At 55.4% G+C, this 23,958-nt stretch carries 19 protein-coding genes and 3 tRNA genes; 4 read left to right on the forward strand and 18 right to left on the reverse strand.

All coding sequences use genetic code 11. From position 1 onward, the window contains the following. Nucleotides 1–127: 127 nt before the first annotated feature. The 14 genes from rlmB to nnr form a co-directional block, all read right to left on the reverse strand. On the reverse strand, nucleotides 128–859 hold the full coding sequence (rlmB, locus tag ACOTY9_RS21305; protein ID WP_348566147.1) for a 23S rRNA (guanosine(2251)-2'-O)-methyltransferase RlmB: 732 nt from the start codon (nucleotides 857–859) through the stop codon (nucleotides 128–130). A 70-nt stretch (nucleotides 860–929) separates the two neighbouring features. Continuing rightward, nucleotides 930–3,374, reverse strand: coding sequence for a ribonuclease R (gene rnr / locus ACOTY9_RS21310; RefSeq protein WP_014882231.1), 2,445 nt, complete (start codon nucleotides 3,372–3,374; stop codon nucleotides 930–932). Between the two features lie 38 nt (nucleotides 3,375–3,412). Then, nucleotides 3,413–3,838, reverse strand: a complete 426-nt coding sequence (nsrR, locus tag ACOTY9_RS21315) for a nitric oxide-sensing transcriptional repressor NsrR (protein WP_014882230.1) — start codon at nucleotides 3,836–3,838, stop codon at nucleotides 3,413–3,415. 192 nt (nucleotides 3,839–4,030) lie between these two features. Then, nucleotides 4,031–5,329, reverse strand: a complete 1,299-nt coding sequence (locus ACOTY9_RS21320; RefSeq protein ID WP_348566152.1) for an adenylosuccinate synthase — start codon at nucleotides 5,327–5,329, stop codon at nucleotides 4,031–4,033. 104 nt (nucleotides 5,330–5,433) lie between these two features. Further along, the gene (locus tag ACOTY9_RS21325; RefSeq protein ID WP_003855996.1) at nucleotides 5,434–5,631 is read right to left on the reverse strand and encodes a DUF2065 domain-containing protein; all 198 of its coding nucleotides are present in this window, start codon (nucleotides 5,629–5,631) and stop codon (nucleotides 5,434–5,436) included. Between the two features lie 71 nt (nucleotides 5,632–5,702). Next, nucleotides 5,703–6,707: a protease modulator HflC gene (gene hflC, locus ACOTY9_RS21330; RefSeq protein ID WP_013095290.1), complete on the reverse strand. Its 1,005-nt coding sequence runs from the start codon at nucleotides 6,705–6,707 to the stop codon at nucleotides 5,703–5,705. Between the two features lie 2 nt (nucleotides 6,708–6,709). Beyond that, nucleotides 6,710–7,969, reverse strand: coding sequence for an FtsH protease activity modulator HflK (hflK, locus tag ACOTY9_RS21335; RefSeq protein WP_014882229.1), 1,260 nt, complete (start codon nucleotides 7,967–7,969; stop codon nucleotides 6,710–6,712). A gap of 56 nt (nucleotides 7,970–8,025) precedes the next feature. Beyond that, on the reverse strand, nucleotides 8,026–9,306 hold the full coding sequence (gene hflX, locus ACOTY9_RS21340) for a ribosome rescue GTPase HflX (RefSeq protein ID WP_014882228.1): 1,281 nt from the start codon (nucleotides 9,304–9,306) through the stop codon (nucleotides 8,026–8,028). 73 nt (nucleotides 9,307–9,379) lie between these two features. Then, nucleotides 9,380–9,691 carry an RNA chaperone Hfq gene (gene hfq, locus ACOTY9_RS21345; protein ID WP_008502919.1) on the reverse strand — a complete coding sequence of 104 codons (312 nt, stop codon included), beginning with the start codon at nucleotides 9,689–9,691 and terminating at the stop codon, nucleotides 9,380–9,382. An 85-nt stretch (nucleotides 9,692–9,776) separates the two neighbouring features. Then, nucleotides 9,777–10,727 (reverse strand): tRNA (adenosine(37)-N6)-dimethylallyltransferase MiaA, encoded by a 951-nt coding sequence (gene miaA / locus ACOTY9_RS21350; protein ID WP_032629682.1) that lies wholly within the window; start codon nucleotides 10,725–10,727, stop codon nucleotides 9,777–9,779. Next, complete coding sequence (gene mutL, locus ACOTY9_RS21355; RefSeq protein WP_045134424.1) at nucleotides 10,720–12,564, reverse strand: DNA mismatch repair endonuclease MutL; 1,845 nt, start codon at nucleotides 12,562–12,564, stop codon at nucleotides 10,720–10,722. Before mutL ends, miaA begins: the two co-directional genes overlap by 8 nt. Nucleotides 12,565–12,573: 9 nt before the next feature. Continuing rightward, on the reverse strand, nucleotides 12,574–13,911 hold the full coding sequence (gene amiB / locus ACOTY9_RS21360) for an N-acetylmuramoyl-L-alanine amidase AmiB (RefSeq protein WP_213782884.1): 1,338 nt from the start codon (nucleotides 13,909–13,911) through the stop codon (nucleotides 12,574–12,576). Between the two features lie 16 nt (nucleotides 13,912–13,927). After that, nucleotides 13,928–14,389 (reverse strand): tRNA (adenosine(37)-N6)-threonylcarbamoyltransferase complex ATPase subunit type 1 TsaE, encoded by a 462-nt coding sequence (gene tsaE, locus ACOTY9_RS21365; protein ID WP_014882224.1) that lies wholly within the window; start codon nucleotides 14,387–14,389, stop codon nucleotides 13,928–13,930. Continuing rightward, nucleotides 14,382–15,905, reverse strand: a complete 1,524-nt coding sequence (gene nnr / locus ACOTY9_RS21370) for a bifunctional ADP-dependent NAD(P)H-hydrate dehydratase/NAD(P)H-hydrate epimerase (protein WP_063862231.1) — start codon at nucleotides 15,903–15,905, stop codon at nucleotides 14,382–14,384. The genes tsaE and nnr overlap by 8 nt, the downstream gene beginning before the upstream one ends. On the opposite strand from nnr, the gene queG reads away from it, so the two are divergent. Continuing rightward, the gene (queG, locus tag ACOTY9_RS21375) at nucleotides 15,904–17,043 is read left to right on the forward strand and encodes a tRNA epoxyqueuosine(34) reductase QueG (protein ID WP_014882222.1); all 1,140 of its coding nucleotides are present in this window, start codon (nucleotides 15,904–15,906) and stop codon (nucleotides 17,041–17,043) included. The two genes, nnr and queG, sit on opposite strands and share 2 nt — an antisense overlap. 270 nt (nucleotides 17,044–17,313) lie before the next feature. Here queG and ACOTY9_RS21380 read toward each other — a convergent pair. The 4 genes from ACOTY9_RS21380 to orn all read right to left on the reverse strand — a co-directional run bounded on the left by ACOTY9_RS21380 (nucleotide 17,314) and on the right by orn (nucleotide 18,356). After that, nucleotides 17,314–17,389 (reverse strand) — tRNA-Gly (locus ACOTY9_RS21380). A gap of 36 nt (nucleotides 17,390–17,425) precedes the next feature. Then, nucleotides 17,426–17,501, reverse strand: a tRNA-Gly gene (locus tag ACOTY9_RS21385). A 37-nt stretch (nucleotides 17,502–17,538) separates the two neighbouring features. Further along, nucleotides 17,539–17,614 (reverse strand) — tRNA-Gly (locus tag ACOTY9_RS21390). A 196-nt stretch (nucleotides 17,615–17,810) separates the two neighbouring features. Next, nucleotides 17,811–18,356 carry an oligoribonuclease gene (gene orn, locus ACOTY9_RS21395; RefSeq protein ID WP_014882221.1) on the reverse strand — a complete coding sequence of 182 codons (546 nt, stop codon included), beginning with the start codon at nucleotides 18,354–18,356 and terminating at the stop codon, nucleotides 17,811–17,813. 107 nt (nucleotides 18,357–18,463) lie between these two features. Here orn and rsgA point away from each other — a divergent pair, with 107 nt between their 5' ends. From rsgA to mscM, 3 genes are all read left to right on the forward strand, one after another. Then, nucleotides 18,464–19,516 carry a small ribosomal subunit biogenesis GTPase RsgA gene (rsgA, locus tag ACOTY9_RS21400; protein WP_014882220.1) on the forward strand — a complete coding sequence of 351 codons (1,053 nt, stop codon included), beginning with the start codon at nucleotides 18,464–18,466 and terminating at the stop codon, nucleotides 19,514–19,516. Nucleotides 19,517–19,613: 97 nt separating this feature from the next. Further along, nucleotides 19,614–20,582, forward strand: a complete 969-nt coding sequence (gene asd, locus ACOTY9_RS21405) for an archaetidylserine decarboxylase (RefSeq protein WP_023331845.1) — start codon at nucleotides 19,614–19,616, stop codon at nucleotides 20,580–20,582. Between the two features lie 19 nt (nucleotides 20,583–20,601). Further along, nucleotides 20,602–23,925, forward strand: a complete 3,324-nt coding sequence (mscM, locus tag ACOTY9_RS21410) for a miniconductance mechanosensitive channel MscM (protein ID WP_023331844.1) — start codon at nucleotides 20,602–20,604, stop codon at nucleotides 23,923–23,925. Nucleotides 23,926–23,958 lie beyond the last annotated feature (33 nt).

A 23,958-nucleotide genomic window follows, 5' to 3' on the forward strand; every position in this document is an offset into this window, starting at 1 on the left:
ATAACACTTGCGTACTACGACCGAAAAACCCAGAGTGTGCTCCGGATAGACTAAAAGTGTTACCTATGTTCCCGGTCTGATCTGTCACCTATGTATCCGGTCATACAGAAGCGCCATCGGGCGAAAATCAGCTACGCTGACGAACCGCTTCAAACAGGCAGATGCCCGTCGCCACAGACACGTTCAGGGACGACACGCTGCCCGCCATTGGGATGCTGATCAGCTCGTCGCAGTGCTCGCGCGTCAGACGGCGCATACCTTCACCTTCCGCCCCCATCACCAGCGCCAGACGTCCGGTCATTTTACTCTGGTACAGGGTATGATCTGCCTCACCCGCGGTACCGACGATCCAGATATTCTCTTCCTGCAGCAGACGCATGGTACGCGCCAGGTTGGTTACGCGGATCAGCGGAACGTTTTCCGCTGCGCCGCAGGCCACTTTCTTCGCCGTCGCGTTCAGCTGCGCGGAGCGATCTTTCGGTACAATCACAGCATGCACACCTGCCGCATCCGCGCTACGCAGGCATGCGCCGAGATTGTGTGGATCGGTGACGCCATCAAGGATCAGGAAGAACGGGTTATCCAGTGTGGCAATAAGATCCGGCAGATCGTTTTCCTGATACTGACGGCCCGGCTTCACGCGGGCAATAATGCCCTGGTGAACCGCGCCTTCACTTTTCTCATCCAGGTACTGACGGTTCGCCAGCTGGATCACCACGCCCTGCGCTTCCAGCGCGTGGATCAGCGGCATCAGACGTTTGTCTTCACGCCCTTTCAGAATAAACACTTCCTGAAAACGCTCCGGTGCGCGCTCGAGAAGGGCCTGCACCGCGTGGATGCCGTAAATCATTTCACTCATTGATGGTTCTCATTATGACTGTTCTTTCCCCTCTCCCCACTGGGGAGAGGGTCAGGGTGAGGGGCGGAACTTACTCCGCCTGTTTTTTCTTCGCTGCACGTTTTGCTTTGGTGGCAGCAGCGATTTTCTGCGTCTTCGCAGAAGGTTTTTTCGCTGAGCGAGCGTCTTTCTTCGCCGCCTTCGGCTTTTGCTTCTTCTCGCCGCGGAACGCGCTGTCTGGCTCGAAGTTTACCTTCTTACCCGCCTGACGACGTTTACCGCCGCCCGGTTTACCGTTTCCGCCTTTTTTCGCCCGTTCACGCTCGGTTTTACCGACGTTACGCGGCGCACGCTCGCTGGAGATGAGGCTGAAGTCGATTTTACGGTCGTCCATATTCACGGCTTCAACTTTCACTTCCACACGGTCGCCCAGACGGTAGGTCTGACCGCCCGATTCGCCAATCAGGCGCTGACCAACCTGGTCGAAGCGGTAGTAGTCGTTATCCAGGCTGGAGACGTGCACCAGACCGTCGATAAATAGCTCGTCCAGACGCACGAAGAAACCAAAGCCGGTCACGCTGGCAATCACGCCTTTAAAGACGTTGCCTACCTGGTCCAGCATAAAGTCACACTTCAGCCAGTCCGCTACGTCGCGCGTGGCTTCATCAGCACGACGCTCGGTCATGGAACAGTGCTGACCGAGCTGCAGCATCTCTTCCATCGAATAGTGATAACCGCCGGTTTCGGTAGTGTTCCCTTTATGGCCCTGCTCCTGCGCCAGCAGATACTTGATCGCGCGGTGCAGAGAGAGGTCAGGATAGCGACGGATCGGCGAGGTGAAATGCGCGTAAGACTGCAACGCCAGGCCGAAGTGTCCCCGGTTTTCCGGATCGTAAATCGCCTGCTTCATCGAACGCAACAGCATCGTCTGCAGCATTTCTGCATCAGGACGGTCGCCAATGGACTCCAGCAGCTCGGCGTAATCGCGCGGTTCAGGCTTGTTGCCGCCAGGCAGCTCCAGACCCAGTTCCGCCAGTACTGAACGGAACGCGGTGATGGCTTCCGTTGACGGCTTATCGTGAATACGGAACAGCGCTGGCTCTTTGGCTTTCTCAACGAAACGCGCTGCCGAGATGTTCGCCAGGATCATACACTCTTCGATCAGCTTGTGCGCATCATTACGCTGGGTCTGCTCGATACGCTCAATGCGACGCTCTGCGTTGAAGATAAACTTCGCTTCTTCGCTCTCGAACGAGATCCCGCCGCGCTCTTCGCGTGCCTGATCCAGCGTTTTGTAGAGGTTATGCAGTTCTTCAATATGCTTGACCAGCGGCGCGTATTGTTCGCGCAGATCCTGGTCGCCCTGCAACATATGCCAGACCTTGGTATAGGTCAGACGCGCATGGGAACTCATGACCGCTTCATAGAACTTGTAGCCGGTTAAGCGCCCTTTGGTGGAGATGGTCATCTCACACACCATACAGAGGCGATCAACCTGCGGGTTCAGGGAGCACAGGCCGTTAGAGAGCACTTCCGGCAGCATCGGTATTACCTGAGAGGGGAAATACACCGAGGTACCACGGCTGCGCGCTTCGTTATCCAGCGGGGTGTGCGGACGCACATAGTAGCTCACGTCCGCAATCGCCACCCACAGACGCCATCCGCCACCGCGTTTTTTCTCACAGTAAACGGCATCATCGAAGTCGCGGGCATCTTCGCCATCAATGGTGACCAGCGGCAGGGAGCGCAGATCCACGCGGCCCACTTTGGACTCTTCCGGCACTTCTTCACGCAGACTTTCGATCTGATCTTCAACCGCTTTCGGCCAGATGTAGGGGATCTCATGGGTGCGCAATGCCATATCAACGGCCATGCCAGTGCCCATGTTATCGCCCAGGACTTCCACGATTTTACCGACCGCTTTGGTGCGACGCGTTGGGCGCTGAGTGAGTTCTACCACAACAACAAAGCCCATGCGTGCGCCCATCACCTCTTCAGGCGGGATCAGGATGTCAAAGCTCAGACGGCTGTCGTCCGGCACCACAAAGCCCACACCCGCATCAGTGAAGTAACGGCCAACAATCTGGCTGGTTTTTGGCACCAGTACGCGCACCACGCGCGCTTCCCGGCGACCTTTACGGTCAGCACCCAGCGGCTGCGCCAGGATCTGGTCGCCGTGGATACACATTTTCATTTGTTCAGATGACAGATACAGGTCATCTTTGCGGCCTTCCACGCGCAGGAAGCCAAAGCCATCACGGTGCCCAATCACGGTGCCTTTCAGCAAGTCGAGGCGTTCAGGCAGCGCGTAGCACTGGCGGCGGGTAAAGACCAGTTGCCCGTCACGCTCCATGGCACGCAGGCGACGGCGAAGGGCTTCAATTTGCTCTTCACCTTCAATATTTAATTCAACGGCAAGTTCTTCACGATTGGCGGGTTTTTCGCGTTTTGTTAAGTGTTCAATGATGAACTCGCGGCTGGGGATAGGATTCGCGTATTTTTCGGCTTCGCGTTCCTGGAAAGGATCTTGTGACATGTCGGTTCCTCCGTTGTCAGCTCCGGTGGAAATTTTCTTCATTCCACCAGCAATAATTTATAAAGCGGTTGATTCTCTTCAACCAAATCGGCCAGCGTGTAGTTATCCAGTTCCTTGAGAAAACTTTGCACAGCCTTAGAAAGCGCCTGTTTCAGGCGGCAAGCGGGTGTAATGTGGCAAAACTCACTGCTGCAGTTCACCAGAGACAAGGGCTCCAGTTCGCGTACCACATCCCCGATGCGAATACTCTGCGCCGGTTTACCGAGACGGATCCCCCCATTCTTCCCGCGGACGGCAGCAACGTATCCGGCACGACTAAGTTGATTGATTATTTTGACCATATGATTACGAGATACGCCGTATACCTCCGTCACTTCAGAGATACTGGTCATCTTCCCATCGGGTAACGACGCCATGTAAATCAGCGCACGTAAGCCGTAATCGGTGAAACTTGTTAACTGCACATCAACCTCAGGAAAAAGGGAAAACGCGGTCAAACCGCAGAGATATTCATTAATGATGATAAACCAGCCAGATAGATAGCGGCTAATTTATTTGACAGACGGGGCGAAAAAGCGGAGATCCAGGAGCGGTCGCCGGATGGCGCTACGCTTATCCGGCCTACGAGTTTCCCCGCAGGCCAGCATTCACGAAGATTATGCGTCGAACGGGTCGCGCAGGATCATCGTTTCAGTACGATCCGGGCCGGTAGAAATAATATCGATCGGCACTTCGGTCAGTTCTTCAATACGCTTGATGTAATCCAGCGCCGCCTGTGGCAGGCCACTACGCTCTTTCACACCGAAAGTGGTCTCAGACCAGCCCGGCATGGTTTCGTAAATTGGCTCAATGCCTTCCCAGTCATCAGCGGCCAGCGGAGTCGTGGTCACTTCACGGCCGTCTGGCATACGGTAGCCGACGCAGATTTTCACTTCTTTCAGGCCGTCCAGCACGTCCAGCTTGGTCAGGCAGAAGCCAGACAGGGAGTTGATCTGCACGGCACGACGCACAGCAACCGCGTCCAACCAGCCGGTACGACGACGACGACCGGTGGTCGCGCCATACTCGTTACCCTGCTTGCAGAGGAACTCGCCGGTTTCATCAAACAGCTCGGTCGGGAATGGACCTGCCCCCACACGCGTGGAGTAAGCTTTGATGATGCCCAGAACGTAATCCACATAACGTGGACCCAGGCCAGAGCCGGTCGCCACGCCACCTGCGGTGGTGTTAGAAGAGGTTACGTACGGATAGGTACCGTGGTCGATGTCCAGCAGCGTACCCTGCGCACCTTCGAACATGACGAAATCGCCACGCTTGCGCGCCTGGTCCAGCAGATCGGACACATCAACAACCATACCGGTCAGAATGTCTGCAATCGCCATGACGTCATCCAGCACTTTCTGGTAGTCAACAGCGTCAGCTTTGTAGAAGTTCACCAGCTGGAAGTTGTGATATTCCATCACTTCTTTCAGTTTTTCAGCGAAGGTGGCTTTGTCGAAGAGATCGCCCACGCGCAGACCGCGACGTGCCACTTTATCTTCATAAGCCGGGCCGATACCACGACCGGTGGTACCGATCGCTTTCGCACCACGTGCTTTCTCACGCGCGACGTCCAAAGCCACGTGATAATCCAGGATCAGCGGGCAGGCTTCGGAGAGCAGCAGACGCTCACGAACAGGGATACCACGGTCTTCCAGACCCTTCATCTCTTTCATCAGCGCAGCGGGAGACAGCACAACGCCGTTACCGATGATGCTGGTGACGTTTTCGCGAAGAATGCCTGATGGAATAAGATGGAGGACGGTTTTTTCACCGTTGATTACGAGAGTATGGCCTGCGTTGTGACCGCCCTGGTAGCGTACAACATATTTAGCCCGTTCAGTCAGAAGATCAACAATCTTCCCTTTACCTTCGTCACCCCATTGGGTGCCCAGTACGACGACGTTGTTACCCATTTTTTTCAAAATCACCGTTTGCTTAAAAATGGATTCTACCATCGCTTTTTCAGATATACAGCACTTTTTGACCTCAAAATACGCCAAATCCGACCACTTTTTGATCAGCCAATCGTTTTCCTCAACATGTAGTAGATCACGATGCCAGCAACCACAAGTCCACCGCCGAAACGGCGCAAAATATTATCCGGAAGTTGGCTCATGGTCGCGATCATGCGGCGCCAGGCACGCGGATAAAGCATCGGTCCCAGGCCTTCCAGCACTAACACCAGGGCCAGCGCCAGCCAAATGGTTGAATTCATTTTTATTCCTTATAAAAGAAAACCACCGCTCCGGAGGGAGCGGTGGTTTGAATACTCAAACGTGCCAGAGTTTATCGTGTTGCGTTAGTCGGCGTCTTCATATAACGGAAGAAATCGCTGTCCGGGCTGAGCACCATCACATCCTGGTTGCTCTGGAAGCTATTCTCGTAAGCACGCAGGCTACGGATAAAGGCGTAGAAGTCGGGATCCTGGCTGAAGGCATCAGCGAACAGCTTCGCCGCTTCCGCATCACCTTCACCGCGCAGAATACGGCCCTGACGTTCAGATTCCGCCAACGTCTTGGTAACTTCGTAGTCCGCTGCCGCACGCAGCTTCTCAGCCTCTTCCTGGCCTTGTGAACGGTGGCGACGGGCTACAGCTTCACGCTCGGCGCGCATACGGTTGTAGATCGCTTCGGACACTTCAGCTGGCAGGTTGATCTGCTTGATACGCACGTCAACCACTTCGATACCCAGCGCAGCCATACTGTTCGGGTTGATCACCGGCACTTTACCGTTGGTTTCAGCCTGAACGCGTTCAGCTGCTTTCGCAATCGCGTCATCCGCTGCTGGCGTTTCCACTTCGTCTTCCGTGCCCGCTGTACCGGAATTCAGCGCATCGCGCACTTCCAGGGTCAGACGACCGCGGGAGTCGGTCACGATGTCTTTCACATCCAGACGACCAATTTCAGAACGCAGACGGTCAGAGAACTTACGTTTCAGCAGCACTTCCGCCTGAGAAACGTCGCCACCACCGGTTGCCAGGAAGTAACGGCTGAAATCGCTGATGCGCCATTTGATGTAGGAATCAACGATCAGGTCTTTCTTCTCTTTGGTCACGAAACGGTCAGCCTGGTTATCCATAGTCTGGATACGCGCATCCAGCGTTTTCACTGACTGAATGAACGGCACCTTGAAGTGCAGACCCGGTTCGTAAATCACCGGACGTTTGTCACTGTCACGCACGACGCTGCTGAACTGGAACTTGATCCCACGCTCGCCCTCTTTCACCACAAAGATCGAGGTATACAGCACGACCAGTACGATGACGATGATCGCAATAACTGACTTACGCATCCTTATTCCCCCTGACGCTGGTAGTCGTTACGCTGCGCGTTAGCACGGCGTTGGTCCATAATGTCACCATCGTTCGAAGAAGGCGTTGTGTTCGCGCTGGCGCTGCCCGATGACGCTGGCGGCAGACGCAGCAGGTTGTTCGCTCCGCTGGTGTCTTTCGCGGCCGGTGCAGAACCGCCCTTCAGCATCTGATCCAGCGGCAGCACCATCAGGTTTCCACCTTTGCTGTCGTTAACCAACACTTTGCGGGTATGGCTCAGCACTTTTTCCATGGTCTCGATATAGAGACGCTCACGGGTAATTTCTGGCGCTGCTTTATATTCCGGCAGAATCTTCGCGAAGCGAGCCACTTCACCCTGTGCTTCCAGGATGGTCTGCGTCTTATACGCGCGTGCTTCTTCCAGAATACGCTGCGCCTGACCGTTAGCACGTGGCTGAACTTCGTTGGTGTACGCTTCCGCTTCACGGATGTACTGCTGTTCGTTTTCACGGGCAGCAATTGCATCATCAAATGCGGCCTTCACCTCTTCCGGCGGACGAGCAGCCTGGAAGTTAACGTCCAGCAGGGTGATACCCATGTTGTACGGACGAATGGTCTCCTCCAGCTCGCGCTGGGTATCGCTACGAATAACGGTACGACCTTCGGTGAGAATGCGGTCCATGGTGTATTTACCAATCACACCACGCAGGGCGCTATCAGTCGCCTGACGCAGGCTGTCATCGGCGCTGGTTACGCTAAACAGATAACGTTCAGGATCGGTCACGCGGTACTGGACGTTCATCTCAACGCGCACCACGTTCTCATCAGACGTCAGCATCACGCCAGAGGCGGCCAGTTCACGGACGGACTCCACGTTTACCGCTGTCACGTCGTCAATGAAGGTCGGCTTCCAGTTCAGGCCCGGCTCAACCAGATGGCTGAACTTACCGAAACGGGTGACCACGCCGCGTTCTGCTTCTTTAATGGTGTAGAACCCGCTGGCTGCCCAGATGATTACCACCGCAGCGGCCACAATGCCCACTACGCGGCCACCCATTGGCGGGCGCGGACTCTGAGTGGAATTACCCCCTGAGCCAGAACCTTTTCCTCCGCCCAGGCCACCAAGCTTTTTGCTCAGCTTGCGGAAGATATCATCCAGATCCGGCGGCCCCTGCTCGCGACCACCTTTATTGCCATTTCCCCCAGAGTTGCCGCCTTGATTATTGCTGCTTCCCCACGGGTCGCGGTCTTGTCCGTTATTACCGGGCTGATTCCACGCCATGTATATGCTCCATATTTGTTATGCAAGGGCGAATTTTTCAGGCTTCCCCTTTCTGATCAGACGATATAGTCCGCCAGCGCAGGTTCTTGTTTACAGAGGCGACGCCAGTCAACGATCGGCATACGCACCTGCATCCCCACGCTGCCGTCATCCTCCATCCACTCTTTTTCTATCGCCTGAAGCTGATAAAACCGGCTTCGCAGCCTGCCTTCCTGTGGCGGCAGGCGCAGCGTGTGCTGCGCTACCTCACCGGAAAGACGCTCTGTCAAAGCCTGGAAAAGCAGTGGCACACCAATACCGGTCTGAGCAGAAAGCCAGACCCGAATCGGTTTGTTCTCTTCATCTCGGTCGATACGCGGTTCGAAATCCTCCAGCATATCGATCTTGTTCATCACCAACAGCGTGGGAATTTCGTGGGCATCAATCTCTTCCAGCACCACGTTCACCGCGTCGATGTTCTCCTGCACGCGTACGTCAGCCGCATCAATCACGTGCAGCAGCAGGGTCGCTTGTCGCGTCTCCTGCAACGTCGCTTTAAACGCCGCCACCAGATCGTGTGGCAAATGGCGGATAAACCCTACGGTATCCGCCAGCACCGTTTCACCCACGTCTGCTACGTCAATACGACGCAGCGTAGGGTCCAGGGTCGCAAACAGCTGGTCTGCGGCATAAACCTGGGCCTCGGTTATCTGGTTAAACAGGGTGGATTTACCGGCGTTGGTATAACCCACCAGCGACACGGTCGGGATGTCAGCTTTGGTTCGCGCCCGACGCCCCTGTTCACGCTGTTTCTCTACACGTTCCAGACGCGAGAGGATCTGGGTAATACGGCCACGCAGTAAACGACGGTCGGTTTCGAGCTGGGTTTCACCCGGACCGCGCAAACCGATCCCGCCTTTTTGTCTTTCAAGGTGGGTCCAGCCACGCACCAGACGCGTCGCCAGATGGCGCAGCTGTGCAAGCTCAACCTGCAATTTCCCTTCATGGGTACGTGCACGCTGAGCAAAAATGTCTAAAATCAATCCCGTGCGGTCGATCACACGGCATTCGCAGAGAGCTTCCAGGTTGCGCTCCTGGGCTGGAGACAGCGCATGATCAAACAACACGACTGACGCGCCGGTTGCTTTTACGGCATCCGCAATTTCTACTGCTTTACCTTCACCAACAAAATACTTTGGGTGCGGCGCTTTACGGCTACCGGTAATCACCTGCATTGCTTCGACACCGGCGGAAGAGACCAGAGATTCAAACTCCTGGAGATCTTCCATATCTTTGTCTTGCGAAAAATAGATGTGTACCAGCACCGCCTGCTCACCGGCATCATAACGGTCAAACAAGCGTAAACCTCTCTAAAAAGATCAGCGGGGAACGCAGGATCCCTGGCTCCCCGTGTGGATAACAGCTGAAACCTTATTCGGTTTCGTCGCTGTCCTGCGCTGGCGTTGAAGAACCCTGCGCGTTGCTGCCATGATGGTAGTTACTGCCAGTGCCGCCGCCAGCGTTATTGCTGTGATGAGAGACTGGACGGGACGGAACAACAGTAGAGATAGCGTGCTTGTAGACCATCTGACTGACCGTGTTTTTCAACAGGATCACAAACTGATCGAAAGACTCAATCTGACCTTGCAGCTTAATACCATTCACCAAATAAATAGAAACTGGAACACGTTCCCGACGCAATGCGTTCAGGAACGGATCTTGTAAAGATTGCCCCTTAGCCATTCTATCTTTTCCTTATATGCTTGTTTTGTACTTAGAACCTTGCGATTCTGAAAAATTGCGCACGATACGTCTCAATTGTACACATTCAGTGGGCGATATCACCAACAACCTCAATCACCTCGTTTAACGCCTGTTGCGGTTTTTCACTGTCTAACCAGTGAACTCCCTCCCAACCGCGCAACCAGGTGATCTGGCGCTTCGCTAACTGTCTCGTGGCGCAAACACCTCGATAAACCATTTCATCGTATGAAATCTCACCTTCAAGATACGACCACATCTGGCGGTATCCCACACAACGAACGGAAGGCATATCCGTATGCAAATCTCCACGGGCAAATAGCGCCCGCACTTCTGCTTCAAAATCTGAAGCTAACATCTGATGAAAACGCTGCTCAATTCGTTGATGGAGCAGTTCACGGCTCGCCGGGGCGATGGCGAACTGATGCACCTGATACGGCAGAGCGTCTCCTGACGTTTGCGTCAGTTCCGTTAAAGTTTTACCCGAAATGAAAAAAACTTCCAGTGCCCGGGAAAGCCTTTGCGGATCATTTGGATGGATTCGCGCTGCCGCAACCGGGTCAATCTCTGCCAGTTGCTTATGCAACACGTCCCATCCCTGCTCTGCCGCCTGTTGCTCAATCTTTGCTCTCACGTCAGGATCTGCGGAAGGTAAAGGTGATAATCCTTCCAGCAGCGCCTTAAAGTAGAGCATGGTGCCGCCAACCAACAGCGGTATACGTCCCGCCGCCGTAATCTCGGCCATCTCGGCTAAGGCATCCCGGCGGAAATCCGCTGCGGAGTAAGCCTCTGCCGGGTCGAGAATATCCAGCAAACGGTGCGGTGCCGCACGCAGTTCTTCTGCGCCAGGCTTCGCCGTACCAATGTCCATCCCCCGATAGATGAGGGCGGAATCAACGCTAATCAACTCTACAGGCAAAACTTTGCGTAACTCAATGGCTAACGCCGTTTTGCCGGAGGCCGTTGGGCCCATTAAAAAAATTGCCTTTGGCAGGCTCGCCTTACTTACGTCAGTCATGTTTCAGGGCGGTCATCGCCGTTTTCAAATCAACAGGTTGTAATAACCCACCCGGTGGCGCTTTCACCAGCTGTGGGCAGAGGCGTTCGACCTCCGCCAGCACGGTAATCGCCTGCGCCATACTCCACGGTGTATGTTCACTGGCCAGATGGCGAGCGATCCACTGCGCGGTGTTGGCGGCCTCAAACGATGTTTGCTGCGCCAGGTAGCCTATCAGTTCAGGAATCAAGTTTTGTAAATTTTGTTGGCGTAAGGGTAAAGGCACTGCGCGAATTGTCACATGTTGTGGTTCGAGCACCATTTCAATGCCCATTTGCGCCAGTAGGGCCTCTGTACGCTGCAATACCCGCGTTTCTTCAGTGGATATTTTCAGACGAACCGGGATCAATAACGGCTGCGCACAGGCCGCATTTTCCCCTGGCGTCAGTTGCGCCTGTTTGAGCCAGCGTTCGGCAACCGGTAACGCCAGAAGCTGCAATTTACCGTCGCGTTCTAGCAATGCCATATCCGGTGCGATAATCGTCAGCACTCGCCCGAAACTCTGGCTGTGCCCTTCAAGGGACGGTGTCGCCACTGCAACGTGATCTTTGCGCTCAACAGCAGGCGTTTCCAGCAACTTACGGTACAACGCCCCCTGCTGCTTTTGATAGCCGGGTTGAGCGTTCGGATAGTTTGCTCCCGTCGGACGCGTCGTGCTCGCACCGGTTGAGAATCGAGGCGTTTCCGGCTCTCGCGCGACAGCGGGCTGCGCAAAATGGTTGCGGCCCGCTGCGACACGGTTTTCCGGGATGGGACGCGGTGAGGAATCGTCTTTTTCCAGCGGCAATGCAGGCTCAACCTGCTGTTGCAATACGCTCAGCACGCCCTGATAGATAAAATCATGCACCAGACGCGACTGATGGAAGCGCACCTCATGCTTGGCGGGGTGAACGTTAACATCGACCTGATGCGGGTCGATCTCCAGATAAAGCACAAAAGCCGGTTGCTGATCGGCCCCAAGCTTGTCTTCACAGGCCTGACGAATGGCGTGGTTAATGAGGCGGTCGCGCATCATGCGGCCATTCACGTAGCAATACTGAATTTCAGAGAAAGCCGCACTGCTGGCGTTCGGGTCGGCCACCCAGCCACGTAAAGCGAGATCGCCATGCTGCCACTCTATCGCCAGCGCCTGTTCCAGAAATGGCGTTCCGCAGATAGCCCCTAAACGGCGCTCTTTCTGCCCGCCCTCCGCCACCGCGCGATACTGGCGCATCACCTTGCCGTTATGGCTGAGATTAATGGTGACGTCAAAACGCGCCAGCGCGATACGACGAATGATCTCGTCGATATGGCCGAATTCGGTTTTTTCGGTACGCATAAACTTGCGTCGGGCGGGGGTGTTGTAGAACAGATCCAGCACTTCCAGCGTGGTACCGACAGGATGCGCCGCGGGTTTAACCGTCACATCCATGTCGCGCCCTTCGGCGTAAGCCTGCCAGGCTTCCTGCTGTTCAGCGGTACGAGAGGTCAACGTCAGGCGGGAAACCGAGCTAATACTGGCGAGCGCCTCGCCGCGAAAGCCGAGGCTGATTATTGCTTCAAGATCGTCCAGAGAGGCAATTTTACTGGTTGCATGACGCGCCAGCGCCAGCGCCAGCTCGTCTTTTTTTATCCCACAGCCGTTATCGCGAATGCGGATAAGTTTCGCCCCGCCGCGTTCGATATCAATATCAATGCGGGTAGCTCCCGCATCGAGGCTGTTTTCCACCAGTTCCTTCACCACCGATGCAGGACGTTCCACCACCTCACCGGCGGCGATTTGGTTCGCAAGCTGCGGCGGTAGAACCTGAATCGGCATGATGTCTCCTTAGTTGGTCGCGGTCATCCCACCCGGCAGTGAAGCGTTGGCCACCTGGCCTGCTCCGCCCGACGGCGCGGACTGCAGCGGGTGCGCGTCAAAGTATTTACGCAGACCGTTATAAATCGCTTCGGCAATTTGCTGCTGATAGCTGTCGCTTCCCAGCAGGCGCTCTTCGGCGTTGTTGCTGATAAAGCCGGTCTCCACCAGAATTGACGGAATATCCGGCGAACGCAACACGCCCAGGCTCGCATGTTCCGGGCGACGCTTGTGCAATGCCCCGATGCCCTGCAGCTGATTCAACACGTTAGTGGCGACATCATACCCGACGCGCTGGGAATGACCGAACTGTAAATCCAGTACCGCCTGGCTGAGGTACGGGTCTGACTGACTGTTTGCCAGCACATCACCCGCACCGCCCAGCAGTTCTGACTGTTTCTCATGCTCTTCCAGCCAGTTTGCCATCTCGCTGTTTGCCCGGCGGTTTGACAGCACCCACACAGACGCGCCCGTGGCACTGCGGTTTGGCGCAGCATCCGCATGAATAGAGACCAGGAAATTGGCATTTTGCTTACGCGCCACGTCCGAGCGGCCCATAACGGAAATAAAATAGTCGCCGTCGCGGGTCAACACGCCTTTAAACATAGGATCGTCATTCAGCAGCGCGCGCAGCTTGCGGGCAATGGCAATTGTGACGTTTTTCTCCCGCGTGCCGCCCGGGCCAATCGCACCCGGATCCTGACCACCGTGTCCGGCATCAATGGCGATAATCACTTTATCACCGCTGACCGCGCGGCGCGCACTGGCCGCCGGACGCGTTACCGTATTGCTGCTGGTTGCTGCGGTAATGCGATCGTTCTGCGATTTAAACGGATTACGCGCGGGTTCCGATGGACGCGGAGTATACACAGGCTCCTCCACGCGTTTCGCGACAACCTGTGGTGGCGGAGGCGGCGGCGGAACGTCGGCATTGATGGTAAAAACTACCGTATAGTTCGCGCCGTTTTGCTGCTTAACCGCTTTCGTTTTGCCCTTTTCGGTGAGATCCACCACCAGGCGCAATGACTGGCTGTCCTGCGGGTTACCCGAGCGGATACTTTTCACCAGGTTGTTACCGCTGAACCGAAGCGGGAGCCCCTGAATCACCCCGGTCTGTTTGATATCCAGCGCCACGCTGTGGCTGTCTGGCTGTGAAAAAGCGTATTCAGGGTCACCCATAAAGCTAAACGTGATCCGGGCCTGGCTTTCGCCGTTTGACACCTGAATATCCGAGAGGCTTGCCGCCCCGGCCTGCGCGCACAGCAGCACCGAAGCAGCTAACAGCCAACCTTTAACGCGATTTTTCATCCCGTCATCCCTACGCTTAACCGGCGAGACGCGCCAGTAAGGAACACCCTGATGAGGAAACCGCACTGATGCGAGCCTCACGCCCTTGTGCCTGGTAATCTATGTGAATTTCGACATCCGGGTCAGGTAACACACCCGCACCTTGTTGCGGCCACTCCACCAGGCAGATGGCATCATTGGCAAAATAATCACGGATCCCCATAAATTCCAGCTCCTCAGGATCCGCAAGGCGATATAAATCAAAGTGGTACACCATGAGATTGTCGAGGGTGTACGGCTCGACGAGCGTGTAGGTTGGGCTTTTCACATTCCCGTTATGCCCTAACGCCTGCAAAAAACCCCGGCTGAAAGTGGTTTTACCCGCCCCCAAATCACCATACAGATAAATGACGGTTGCCCCCTGACAGGCCTGCGCCACGCGCTTGCCGAGATCTAAAGTGGCTTGTTCATCAGGTAAAGGAATCGCTCGATTAGTCATTTTCTACGTCAATCACATCCGGGTTAACAACACGCCGTAGCGTGCAAAAAAGATCGGTGGCCAGCATACCGCGTGTCCCATATCGCGCCGCCAGTTTATCTGCCGCGACACCGTGGGCCACGCAGCCCGCACAGGCTGCATCATAAAGGGGAAGTTTCTGTCCAAGCAATGCGCCGATGATACCGGAAAGCACGTCGCCCATACCGCCGCTCGCCATGCCCGCATTTCCGGCATCAATAATGCCCAGCGCCTCGTCACTGGCAACGACGGTTCCTGCCCCTTTCAAAACGGCAACACCTCCGTAACGTTTTACCAGACGCTGAGCAGAAAGTAAGCGATCGCTTTCAATTTCTGCGACGCTGCAGTTAAGCAGGCGCGCGGCTTCGCCGGGGTGTGGCGTCAGGATGCGATTGTGACGCTTATCCGGGTTTATTGCCAGAAGGTTAAGCGCGTCGGCATCCCACAGCATCGGTTTACGAAAATTCTCGACTTTTTGCAGGGCCTGTTTACCCCATCCCTGTTGCCCAAGCCCTGGGCCAATGACCACGACATCCGCCCATTCGAGGCTTTCCTCAAGCGTCTGGGGCGTAAGCTCATGCACCATCAGCTCCGGTCGGGCTGTGATTAGCGGTGCAATGTTCTCAATACGAGTGAGAATTCGCACTAAACCAGCACCGCTGCGTAATGCTGCCTCGCCGGTCATGCGAATCGCCCCTGCCGTACCGCGATCGCCACCAATAATCACCAGCCTGCCGTGGTCGCCCTTATGGGATGTCGGACGGCGTGGCGGAAACCACTCAGTCAGCAGCGATGCATCAAAACGGGCGATGCGCATTTCCTGCCCGGCTAGCCAGCCCTCCAGCCCGAGCGCGTTATGGTGTAATACGCCGACCACATCCCGTGCTTTACCGGTTAACAGACCCGGCTTCAAAGCAATGAAGGTCACGGTGTGCGCAGCCTGGATGACGGCGCCAGGCGTCGCGCCGGTTTGCGCGTTCAGGCCTGAAGGGATATCCAGCGCCACTACCGGGGCGCAATGTCTGTTGGCGTGTTCAATCAGCGCGGCAATATTCTCGCGGGGAGCACTGCGCAGCCCGGTACCCAGCAGACCATCAATAATCAGATCGACATCCTCCGGCCAGACGATATCAGGCGCATGAATCACACCACCGGCATTCAGCCATGCCTCCCGCGCTGCGCTGGCCTCTTCCGGCAGGGGCTTATCACTTTCCAGCGCCAGCAGCGTAACGCGAATACCGGCAGCTACCGCAAGACGGGCAACGACGTAGCCGTCCCCGCCGTTATTGCCGTGTCCGCACAAAATCAGCCAGTGGGTGGATTGCGGCCAGGCGCTGCGGGCAACGGTAAATGCTGCCTCACCCGCACGCTGCATCAGTTCATAAAGGGTGATCCCGAGGCTGTCTGCAGCCTCTTTTTCGGCACGCCGGAGGTCATCCGCATGCCAGATGGAATGTGGTATACTTGCGGGGTTTTTCTTCACTGTATGGTCCGTCATGTCACAGCCCCTCGATCTCAATGAGTTAGCGCAAAAAATAAAACAGTGGGGTGCTGAGCTTGGCTTCCAGAAGGTGGGTATTACCGACACCGACCTCTCCGCCAGCGAGCCAAAACTGCAGGCCTGGCTGGACAAACAATACCACGGCGAAATGGAGTGGATGGCGCGTCACGGCATGATGCGTGCCCGCCCACACGAGCTTTTACCGGGTACCTTGCGCGTCATCAGCGTACGCATGAACTATCTGCCTGCCAACGCAGCTTTTGCGCGCACGCTAAAAAATCCCTCTCTGGGTTACGTTAGCCGGTACGCCCTGGGGCGTGATTACCATAAGCTTCTGCGTAACCGTTTAAAAAAACTCGGGGAAACTATTCAGCAGCACTGTGTTTCGCTGAATTTTAGACCCTTTGTTGATTCCGCGCCTATTCTTGAGCGCCCGATCGCTGAAAAAGCCGGGCTTGGCTGGACAGGTAAGCACTCACTTATCCTTAGCCGTGACGCCGGATCGTTCTTCTTCCTTGGCGAATTGCTGATTGATTTACCGTTACCGATAGACGGCCCGGTGGAGGAAGGCTGTGGCCGGTGCGTGGCCTGCATGACCATCTGCCCGACGGGGGCTATCGTTGAGCCTTATACCGTTGATGCCCGTCGCTGCATCTCCTATCTCACTATCGAACTGGAAGGGGCCATTCCGGAGGAGTTTCGACCACTTATCGGCAACCGCATATACGGCTGCGATGACTGCCAGCTGATCTGCCCGTGGAACCGTTATTCGCAGCTTACGGATGAAGAGGATTTCAGCCCGCGTAAGGCGCTGCATGCGCCACAACTCATCGAACTGTTCGCCTGGAGCGAAGCCTGGTTCCTGAAAGTGACGGAAGGCTCGGCCATTCGTCGTATCGGTCATCTGCGCTGGCTGCGTAATGTCGCCGTCGCGCTGGGTAATGCCCCGTGGGATGAAGCGAACATTCAGGCTCTTGAAAGCCGTAGAGGTGAGCACCCACTTCTTGATGAACACATAGAATGGGCGATTGCGCAGCAGATTGAGAAGCGTAATGCCTGTGTGGTTGAGGTGCAGCTTCCGAAAAAACAGCGGCTGGTCAGGGTCATCGAAAAAGGACTTACGCGGGATGCGTGAACTATTCACAGCCTGTGTATAAAAATAAAAACTCAAGCGCCATCTGGGCTTGAGAAGAGGTCAAGTGATCTCAATAACATTTTGAAATCAAATTTTCTTCAATTTATACAATCACTTGGAAGGATATTATTCACCCTGCTAACTTTCTGCACAGTCAGGATTAAAGACGGAATCTGTGGATAACTCTGTTCACAAGAGTATTTCAGAAGAAATAGAAAACGTCCCCAACGACTCTTTTCGCTGTGGATACTTTAAATATGAAGAAGAATTTGGAGCGGGAAACGAGACTCGAACTCGCGACCCCGACCTTGGCAAGGTCGTGCTCTACCAACTGAGCTATTCCCGCTTGGGTGGTCCGTGCTCTGAAAGCACTTTCAAATTTTGGAGCGGGAAACGAGACTCGAACTCGCGACCCCGACCTTGGCAAGGTCGTGCTCTACCAACTGAGCTATTCCCGCTTGGGCAGTCTGTGCTGTGAAAGCACTTTTCAAATTTTGGAGCGGGAAACGAGACTCGAACTCGCGACCCCGACCTTGGCAAGGTCGTGCTCTACCAACTGAGCTATTCCCGCAAATCTGTACTGCTTTTGTTGCTGTCGTAACGTGTAATTCACTGTCGTTACGGGAGGCGCATTATACGAGAAATCCTTTTAGCTGCAACCCCCCTTAAAGCGATTTTTTCGAAATTCAGTTCAAATGCTTATTAAATCGGCAAGCTGAACAATTTAACGACAAAAACCCGGCTACGCAAGGCGCCGGATCTCAAAATCACAGCTTAATAAAGTTTTCGCGGTAGTACGCAAGCTCTGCCACAGACTCACGAATATCGTCCATCGCCTGGTGCGTCCCCTGCTTTTTAAACCCATCAAGGATTTCAGGTTTCCAGCGGCGCGCCAGCTCTTTCAGGGTACTGACATCCAGATAGCGGTAGTGGAAGTAAGACTCCAGCTCCGGCATGTACTTAAACAGGAAACGGCGATCCTGGCCAATGCTATTCCCACAGATAGGCGATTTACCTGCCGGAACCCATTGTTTCAGGAACTCAAGCGTCGCCAGTTCTGCCTCGCGATCGCCCAACGTGCTGGCCTTCACGCGATCCACCAGGCCGCTACCGGTGTGGGTGCGCACGTTCCATTCATCCATCAAAGCCAGCTGATCGTCGGACTGATGCACGGCAATCGTCGGCCCTTCGGCCAGAATATTCAGGTTAGCGTCCGTCACCAGAGTTGCAATCTCAATAATGCGATCGCGCTCGGGATCCAGCCCGGTCATTTCGAGATCGATCCAAATCAGGTTGTTTTCATCCGCGCTCATGTTATTTTCCACCCTTCTCGCATAACCGGCAGTAGCAGGTTAACTAGTATTAATTAGAGTGTATCATAGAGGTTTTGCCCCTTACGGGCGACCAGGAGCCAGCGCGATTGAGTAAAAATAAACTCTCCAAAGGGCAGCAGCGCCGCGTAAACGCCAACCACCAGCGCCGTCTTAAAACCACTTCGGAGAAGCCGGATTATGACGATAACCTGTTTGGTGAAGCGACAGAAGGCGTCGTCATCAGCCGTTTCGGTATGCATGCCGATGTGGAATCCGCCGACGGGGATATTCACCGCTGCAATATCCGTCGCACCATCCGTTCACTGGTTACCGGCGATCGCGTGGTCTGGCGTCCGGGTAAAGAGGCGGCTGAAGGGGTCACGGTTAAAGGTATCGTTGAAGCCGTGCATGAACGCACGTCGGTGCTCACCCGCCCGGATTTCTACGATGGCGTGAAGCCGATTGCCGCCAACATTAACCAGATCGTTATTGTTTCGGCGATTTTACCTGAGCTTTCGCTCAACATTATCGACCGTTATCTTGTCGCCTGCGAAACGCTGCAGGTTGAGCCGATCATTGTATTAAACAAAATCGATCTGCTGGACGACGACGGGATGGCCTTCGTCAATGAGCAGATGGATATCTATCGCAATATTGGCTATCGCGTCCTGATGGTCTCCAGCCATACCAAAGATGGTCTGAAACCGCTGGAAGAGGCGCTCACCGATCGCATCAGCATCTTTGCGGGCCAGTCCGGCGTGGGCAAATCGAGTCTGCTGAACAATTTGCTTGGCCTCCAGCAGGCGATCCTTACCAATGATGTGTCTGATGTATCGGGTCTTGGCCAGCACACCACCACCGCATCACGCCTGTATCACTTCCCGCACGGTGGCGATGTCATCGACTCCCCGGGCGTGCGCGAGTTCGGTTTGTGGCATCTTGAACCGGAACAAATCTTCAACGGATTTGTCGAATTCCATGATTATTTAGGCGCTTGCAAGTACCGCGACTGTAAACACGATAACGACCCAGGTTGCGCTATCCGTGAAGCGGTCGAAAAAGGTGAGATTGCGGAGACCCGCTTCGAGAATTACCACCGCATTCTTGAGAGCATGGATCAGGTAAAAACGCGTAAAAACTTTTCTGATTCTGACAACTGACAACTAAGCTAAGCATCGCTAAAATCGTCCCCTTTTTTCAGGTTCCGGCGGCTTACCGCCGGATCAGGAACGACAAAACAATGGCCTGGAGGCTACCTTGTTAAACGCATTTAAACTTTCGCTTCAATACATTCTGCCAAAACTGTGGCTCACTCGCCTGGCGGGCTGGGGCGCAAGCAAACGCGCGGGCTGGCTGACCAAACTGGTCATCGACCTTTTTGTGAAGTATTACAAGGTCGACATGAAAGAGGCACAGAAGCCAGACACCGCCAGCTACCGTACCTTCAACGAGTTTTTTGTACGCCCGCTGCGCGATGAAGTGCGTCCGCTGAACACCGACCCTAACGTACTGGTGATGCCCGCTGACGGCGTGATCAGCCAGCTGGGTAATATCGAAGACGACAAAATCCTGCAGGCGAAAGGCCATAACTACAGCCTGGAAGCGCTGCTGGCGGGTAACTACCTGATGGCGGACCTGTTCCGTAACGGTACGTTTGCGACCACCTACCTGTCGCCGCGCGACTATCACCGCGTACACATGCCGTGTAACGGTATCCTGCGTGAGATGATCTACGTTCCGGGCGATCTCTTCTCCGTGAACCACCTGACCGCGCAGAACGTACCGAACCTGTTTGCCCGTAACGAACGCGTCATCTGCCTGTTCGATACTGAATTTGGCCCGATGGCGCAAATTCTGGTGGGCGCGACCATTGTCGGCAGTATTGAAACCGTCTGGGCTGGCACCATCACGCCTCCGCGTGAAGGTATCATCAAACGCTGGACGTGGCCTGCTGGTGAAGCGGAAGGCTCTGTCGCCCTGCTGAAAGGTCAGGAGATGGGGCGCTTCAAGCTGGGCTCTACCGTTATCAACCTGTTTGCGCCGGGCAAAGTGAAGCTAGCTGAACAGCTTGAAAGCCTGTCGGTGACCAAACTTGGCCAGCCGCTGGCAGTCTCCACCGAAACTTTTGTGACACCCGATGCAGAACCTGCTCCGCTGTCACAAGAAGAGATCAACGCCGAGCATGACGCCAGCCCGCTGGTTGACGACAAAAAAGACGAAGGCTAACAACAGAAGGATCGCTGACGTGCGCCCGATTATCGTTCTACTGATGGCCTGGTGCCTCAGCATGGGGGCGTACGCAGCGACAGCCCCCGACGCCAAACAGATAAGTCAGGAACTGGAGCAGGCAAAAGCGGCCAAACCCGCTCAGCCAGAGACCGTCGAGTCGCTTCAGTCCGCACTGAACGCGCTTGAAGAGCGGAAAGGCTCTCTTGAGCGCGCTCAGCAATATCAGCAAGTTATCGACAACTTCCCCAAACTATCGCAAACATTGCGCGCGCAGCTGGCTAATCTGCGTGATGAGCCGCGCGATGTGCCAGCCAACATGACCACGGACGCCCTGAATCAGGAAATCCTGCAGGTCAGCAGCCAGCTTCTGGAGAAGAGCCGTCTGGCTCAGCAGGAGCAAGAGCGTGCACGTGAAATTGCCGACTCCCTCAGCCAGCTCCCACAGCAGCAAACCGACGCCCGTCGCCAGCTTAACGAAGTTGAGCGCCGCGTGGGTACGCAAACCGGCAACACGCCTCAGGCGCAGGCACAAAATCTTGGCCTGCAGGCGGAATCGGCGCGTCTGAAAGCCCTGGTGGATGAACTGGAACTGGCGCAGCTGTCCGCCAATAACCGCCAGGAGCTATCGCGGATGCGCTCGGAACTCGCACAAAAGCAGAGCGAGCAGCTGGATGCGTATCTTCAGGCCCTGCGTAATCAGCTTAATAGCCAGCGCCAGCGCGAGGCCGAACGTGCTCTCGAAAGCACCGAACTGCTGGCGGAAAACAGTGCCAACCTGCCAGCGGACATCGTCGATCAGTTTAAGGTCAACCGTGAGCTTTCTGCCGCACTGAATCAGCAGGCGCAGCGTATGGATCTGGTTGCCTCACAGCAACGTCAGGCGACTAATCAAACCCTGCAGGTGCGTCAGGCGCTCAACACCCTGCGCGAACAGTCCCAGTGGCTTGGGTCATCAAACCTGCTGGGCGAGGCGTTGCGTGCCCAGGTTGCGCGTCTGCCGGAAATGCCGAAGCCGCAGCAGCTGGATACTGAGATGGCCCAGCTACGCGTTCAGCGACTGCATTTTGAGGATCTCCTCAATAAGCAGCCGCAAATTCGCCAAATCCGACAGGCGGATGGCCAGCCCCTGACCAGCGAGCAAAACCGGATTCTGGAAGCTCAGCTGCGTACCCAGCGTGAACTGCTGAACTCCCTGCTGCAGGGCGGCGATACGCTGATTCTGGAGCTGACTAAGCTCAAGGTTTCCAACAGCCAGCTGGAAGATGCGCTGAAAGAGGTCAACGAGGCAACGCACCGTTATCTTTTCTGGACATCCGACGTGCGTCCAATGACCTTCTCATGGCCGATCGAGATCGTGCAGGATTTGCGCCGTCTGATTTCGCTGGACACCGTCAGCCAACTGGGACAGGCCAGCGTGATGATGCTGACCAGCAAAGAGACCATCTTCCCGCTGCTGGGCGCGTTGATTCTGGTGGGATTCAGCATTTACTCACGCAGGCATTTTACCCGTTTCCTGGAGCGTTCCAGCGCACGGGTGGGGAAAGTCACTCAGGACCATTTCTGGCTGACGCTGCGCACCGTGTTTTGGTCGATACTTGTCGCCTCTCCGCTGCCGGTGCTGTGGATGACGCTCGGGTACGGGCTACGGGAAGCCTGGCCCTATCCACTCGCCGTTGCCATTGGCGATGGCGTGACAGCCACGGTACCGCTGCTGTGGGTCGTGATGATCTGCGCCACCCTCGCGCGACCAAATGGCCTTTTCATTGCCCACTTTGGCTGGCCACGTAACCGCGTTGCGCGCGCCATGCGCTACTACCTGATGAGCATCGGGCTGATTGTGCCGCTGATTATGGCGCTGATCATGTTTGATAATCTCGATGACCGCGAGTTCTCAGGCTCGCTGGGCCGCCTCTGCTTTATGCTGATATGCGGTGCGCTGGCCATTGTCACGCTCAGCCTGAAACGTGCAGGGATACCGCTCTATCTGGATAAATCCGGTAGCGGCGACAACATGTTTAACCGACTGCTCTGGAACCTGCTGCTCAGTGCCCCTCTGATTGCAATGCTGGCTGCAGCAGTGGGATATCTGGCTACCTCGAAGGCGCTACTGGCGCGTCTGGAAACCTCGGTGGCGATCTGGTTCCTGCTTCTGGTGGTGTATCACGTTATCCGCCGCGGAATGCTGATCCAGCGCCGTCGTCTGGCCTTTGACCGCGCCAAGCATCGCCGGGCGGAGATCCTCGCTCAACGTGCGCGAGGTGAGGAAGAGTCAAACCATGTTAATAGCACGGAAGGCACGATAGACGCGGACGAGGTCGAACTGGATCTGGATGCCATCAGTACCCAGTCCCTGCGGCTGGTGCGTTCCATCCTGATGCTGATAGCCCTCCTGTCGGTAATCTTCCTGTGGTCGGAAATTCATTCCGCGTTTGGCTTCCTGGAGAACATCTCTCTGTGGGATGTGACGTCCACGGTGCAGGGCGTGGAAAGCCTGGAGCCGATTACCCTGGGTGCAGTGCTGATTGCCATTCTGGTGCTGATCATCACCACCCAACTGGTGCGTAACTTCCCGGCACTGCTCGAGCTGGCGCTATTGCAGCATCTGGATTTAACCCCCGGCACGGGATATGCGATTACCACCATCACCAAATACCTGATATTGCTTTTTGGTGGGATGGTCGGTTTCTCAATGATTGGTATCGAGTGGTCTAAACTGCAGTGGCTGGTCGCCGCGCTGACGTTTGGCCTGGGTTTTGGCATGCAGGAGATTTTCGCCAACTTTGTGTCCGGCCTGATCATCCTGTTTGAAAAACCGATTCGTATAGGCGATACGGTGACGATTCGCGATCTGACCGGTAGCGTAACGAAGATCAACACTCGCGCCACCACAATCAGTGACTGGGACCGTAAAGAGATCATCGTGCCTAACAAGGCGTTTATCACCGAGCAGTTTATCAACTGGTCGTTGTCAGACTCCGTCACGCGTGTGGTGCTGACAGTGCCGGCACCGTCGGATGCTAACAGTGAAGAAGTCACGCAGATCCTCTATACCGCTGCCGAACGCTGCACGCTGGTGCTCGATAACCCTGCACCGGAAGTGTTCCTGGTCGATTTACAACAGGGGATCCAGATTTTCGAGCTGCGTATCTACGCCGCCGAAATGGGGCACCGAATGCCGCTTCGCCACGAGATCCACCAGCTGATTCTGGCGGGCTTCCGCGAGCACGGTATTGATATGCCGTTCCCACCGTTCCAGATGCGTCTGGAAAGTATGGACGGACGAAAGATGGGTAAAACCCTAACCTCGGCGGCAAGAACCCGCCCGGCAGGAAGTTTGTAACTGTCTCCCCTCCCCTTCGGGAGGGGTATTTTA

It is taken from the genome of Enterobacter cloacae complex sp. SHL012, assembly GCF_049237505.1.
Lineage (GTDB): Bacteria > Pseudomonadota > Gammaproteobacteria > Enterobacterales > Enterobacteriaceae > Enterobacter > Enterobacter kobei.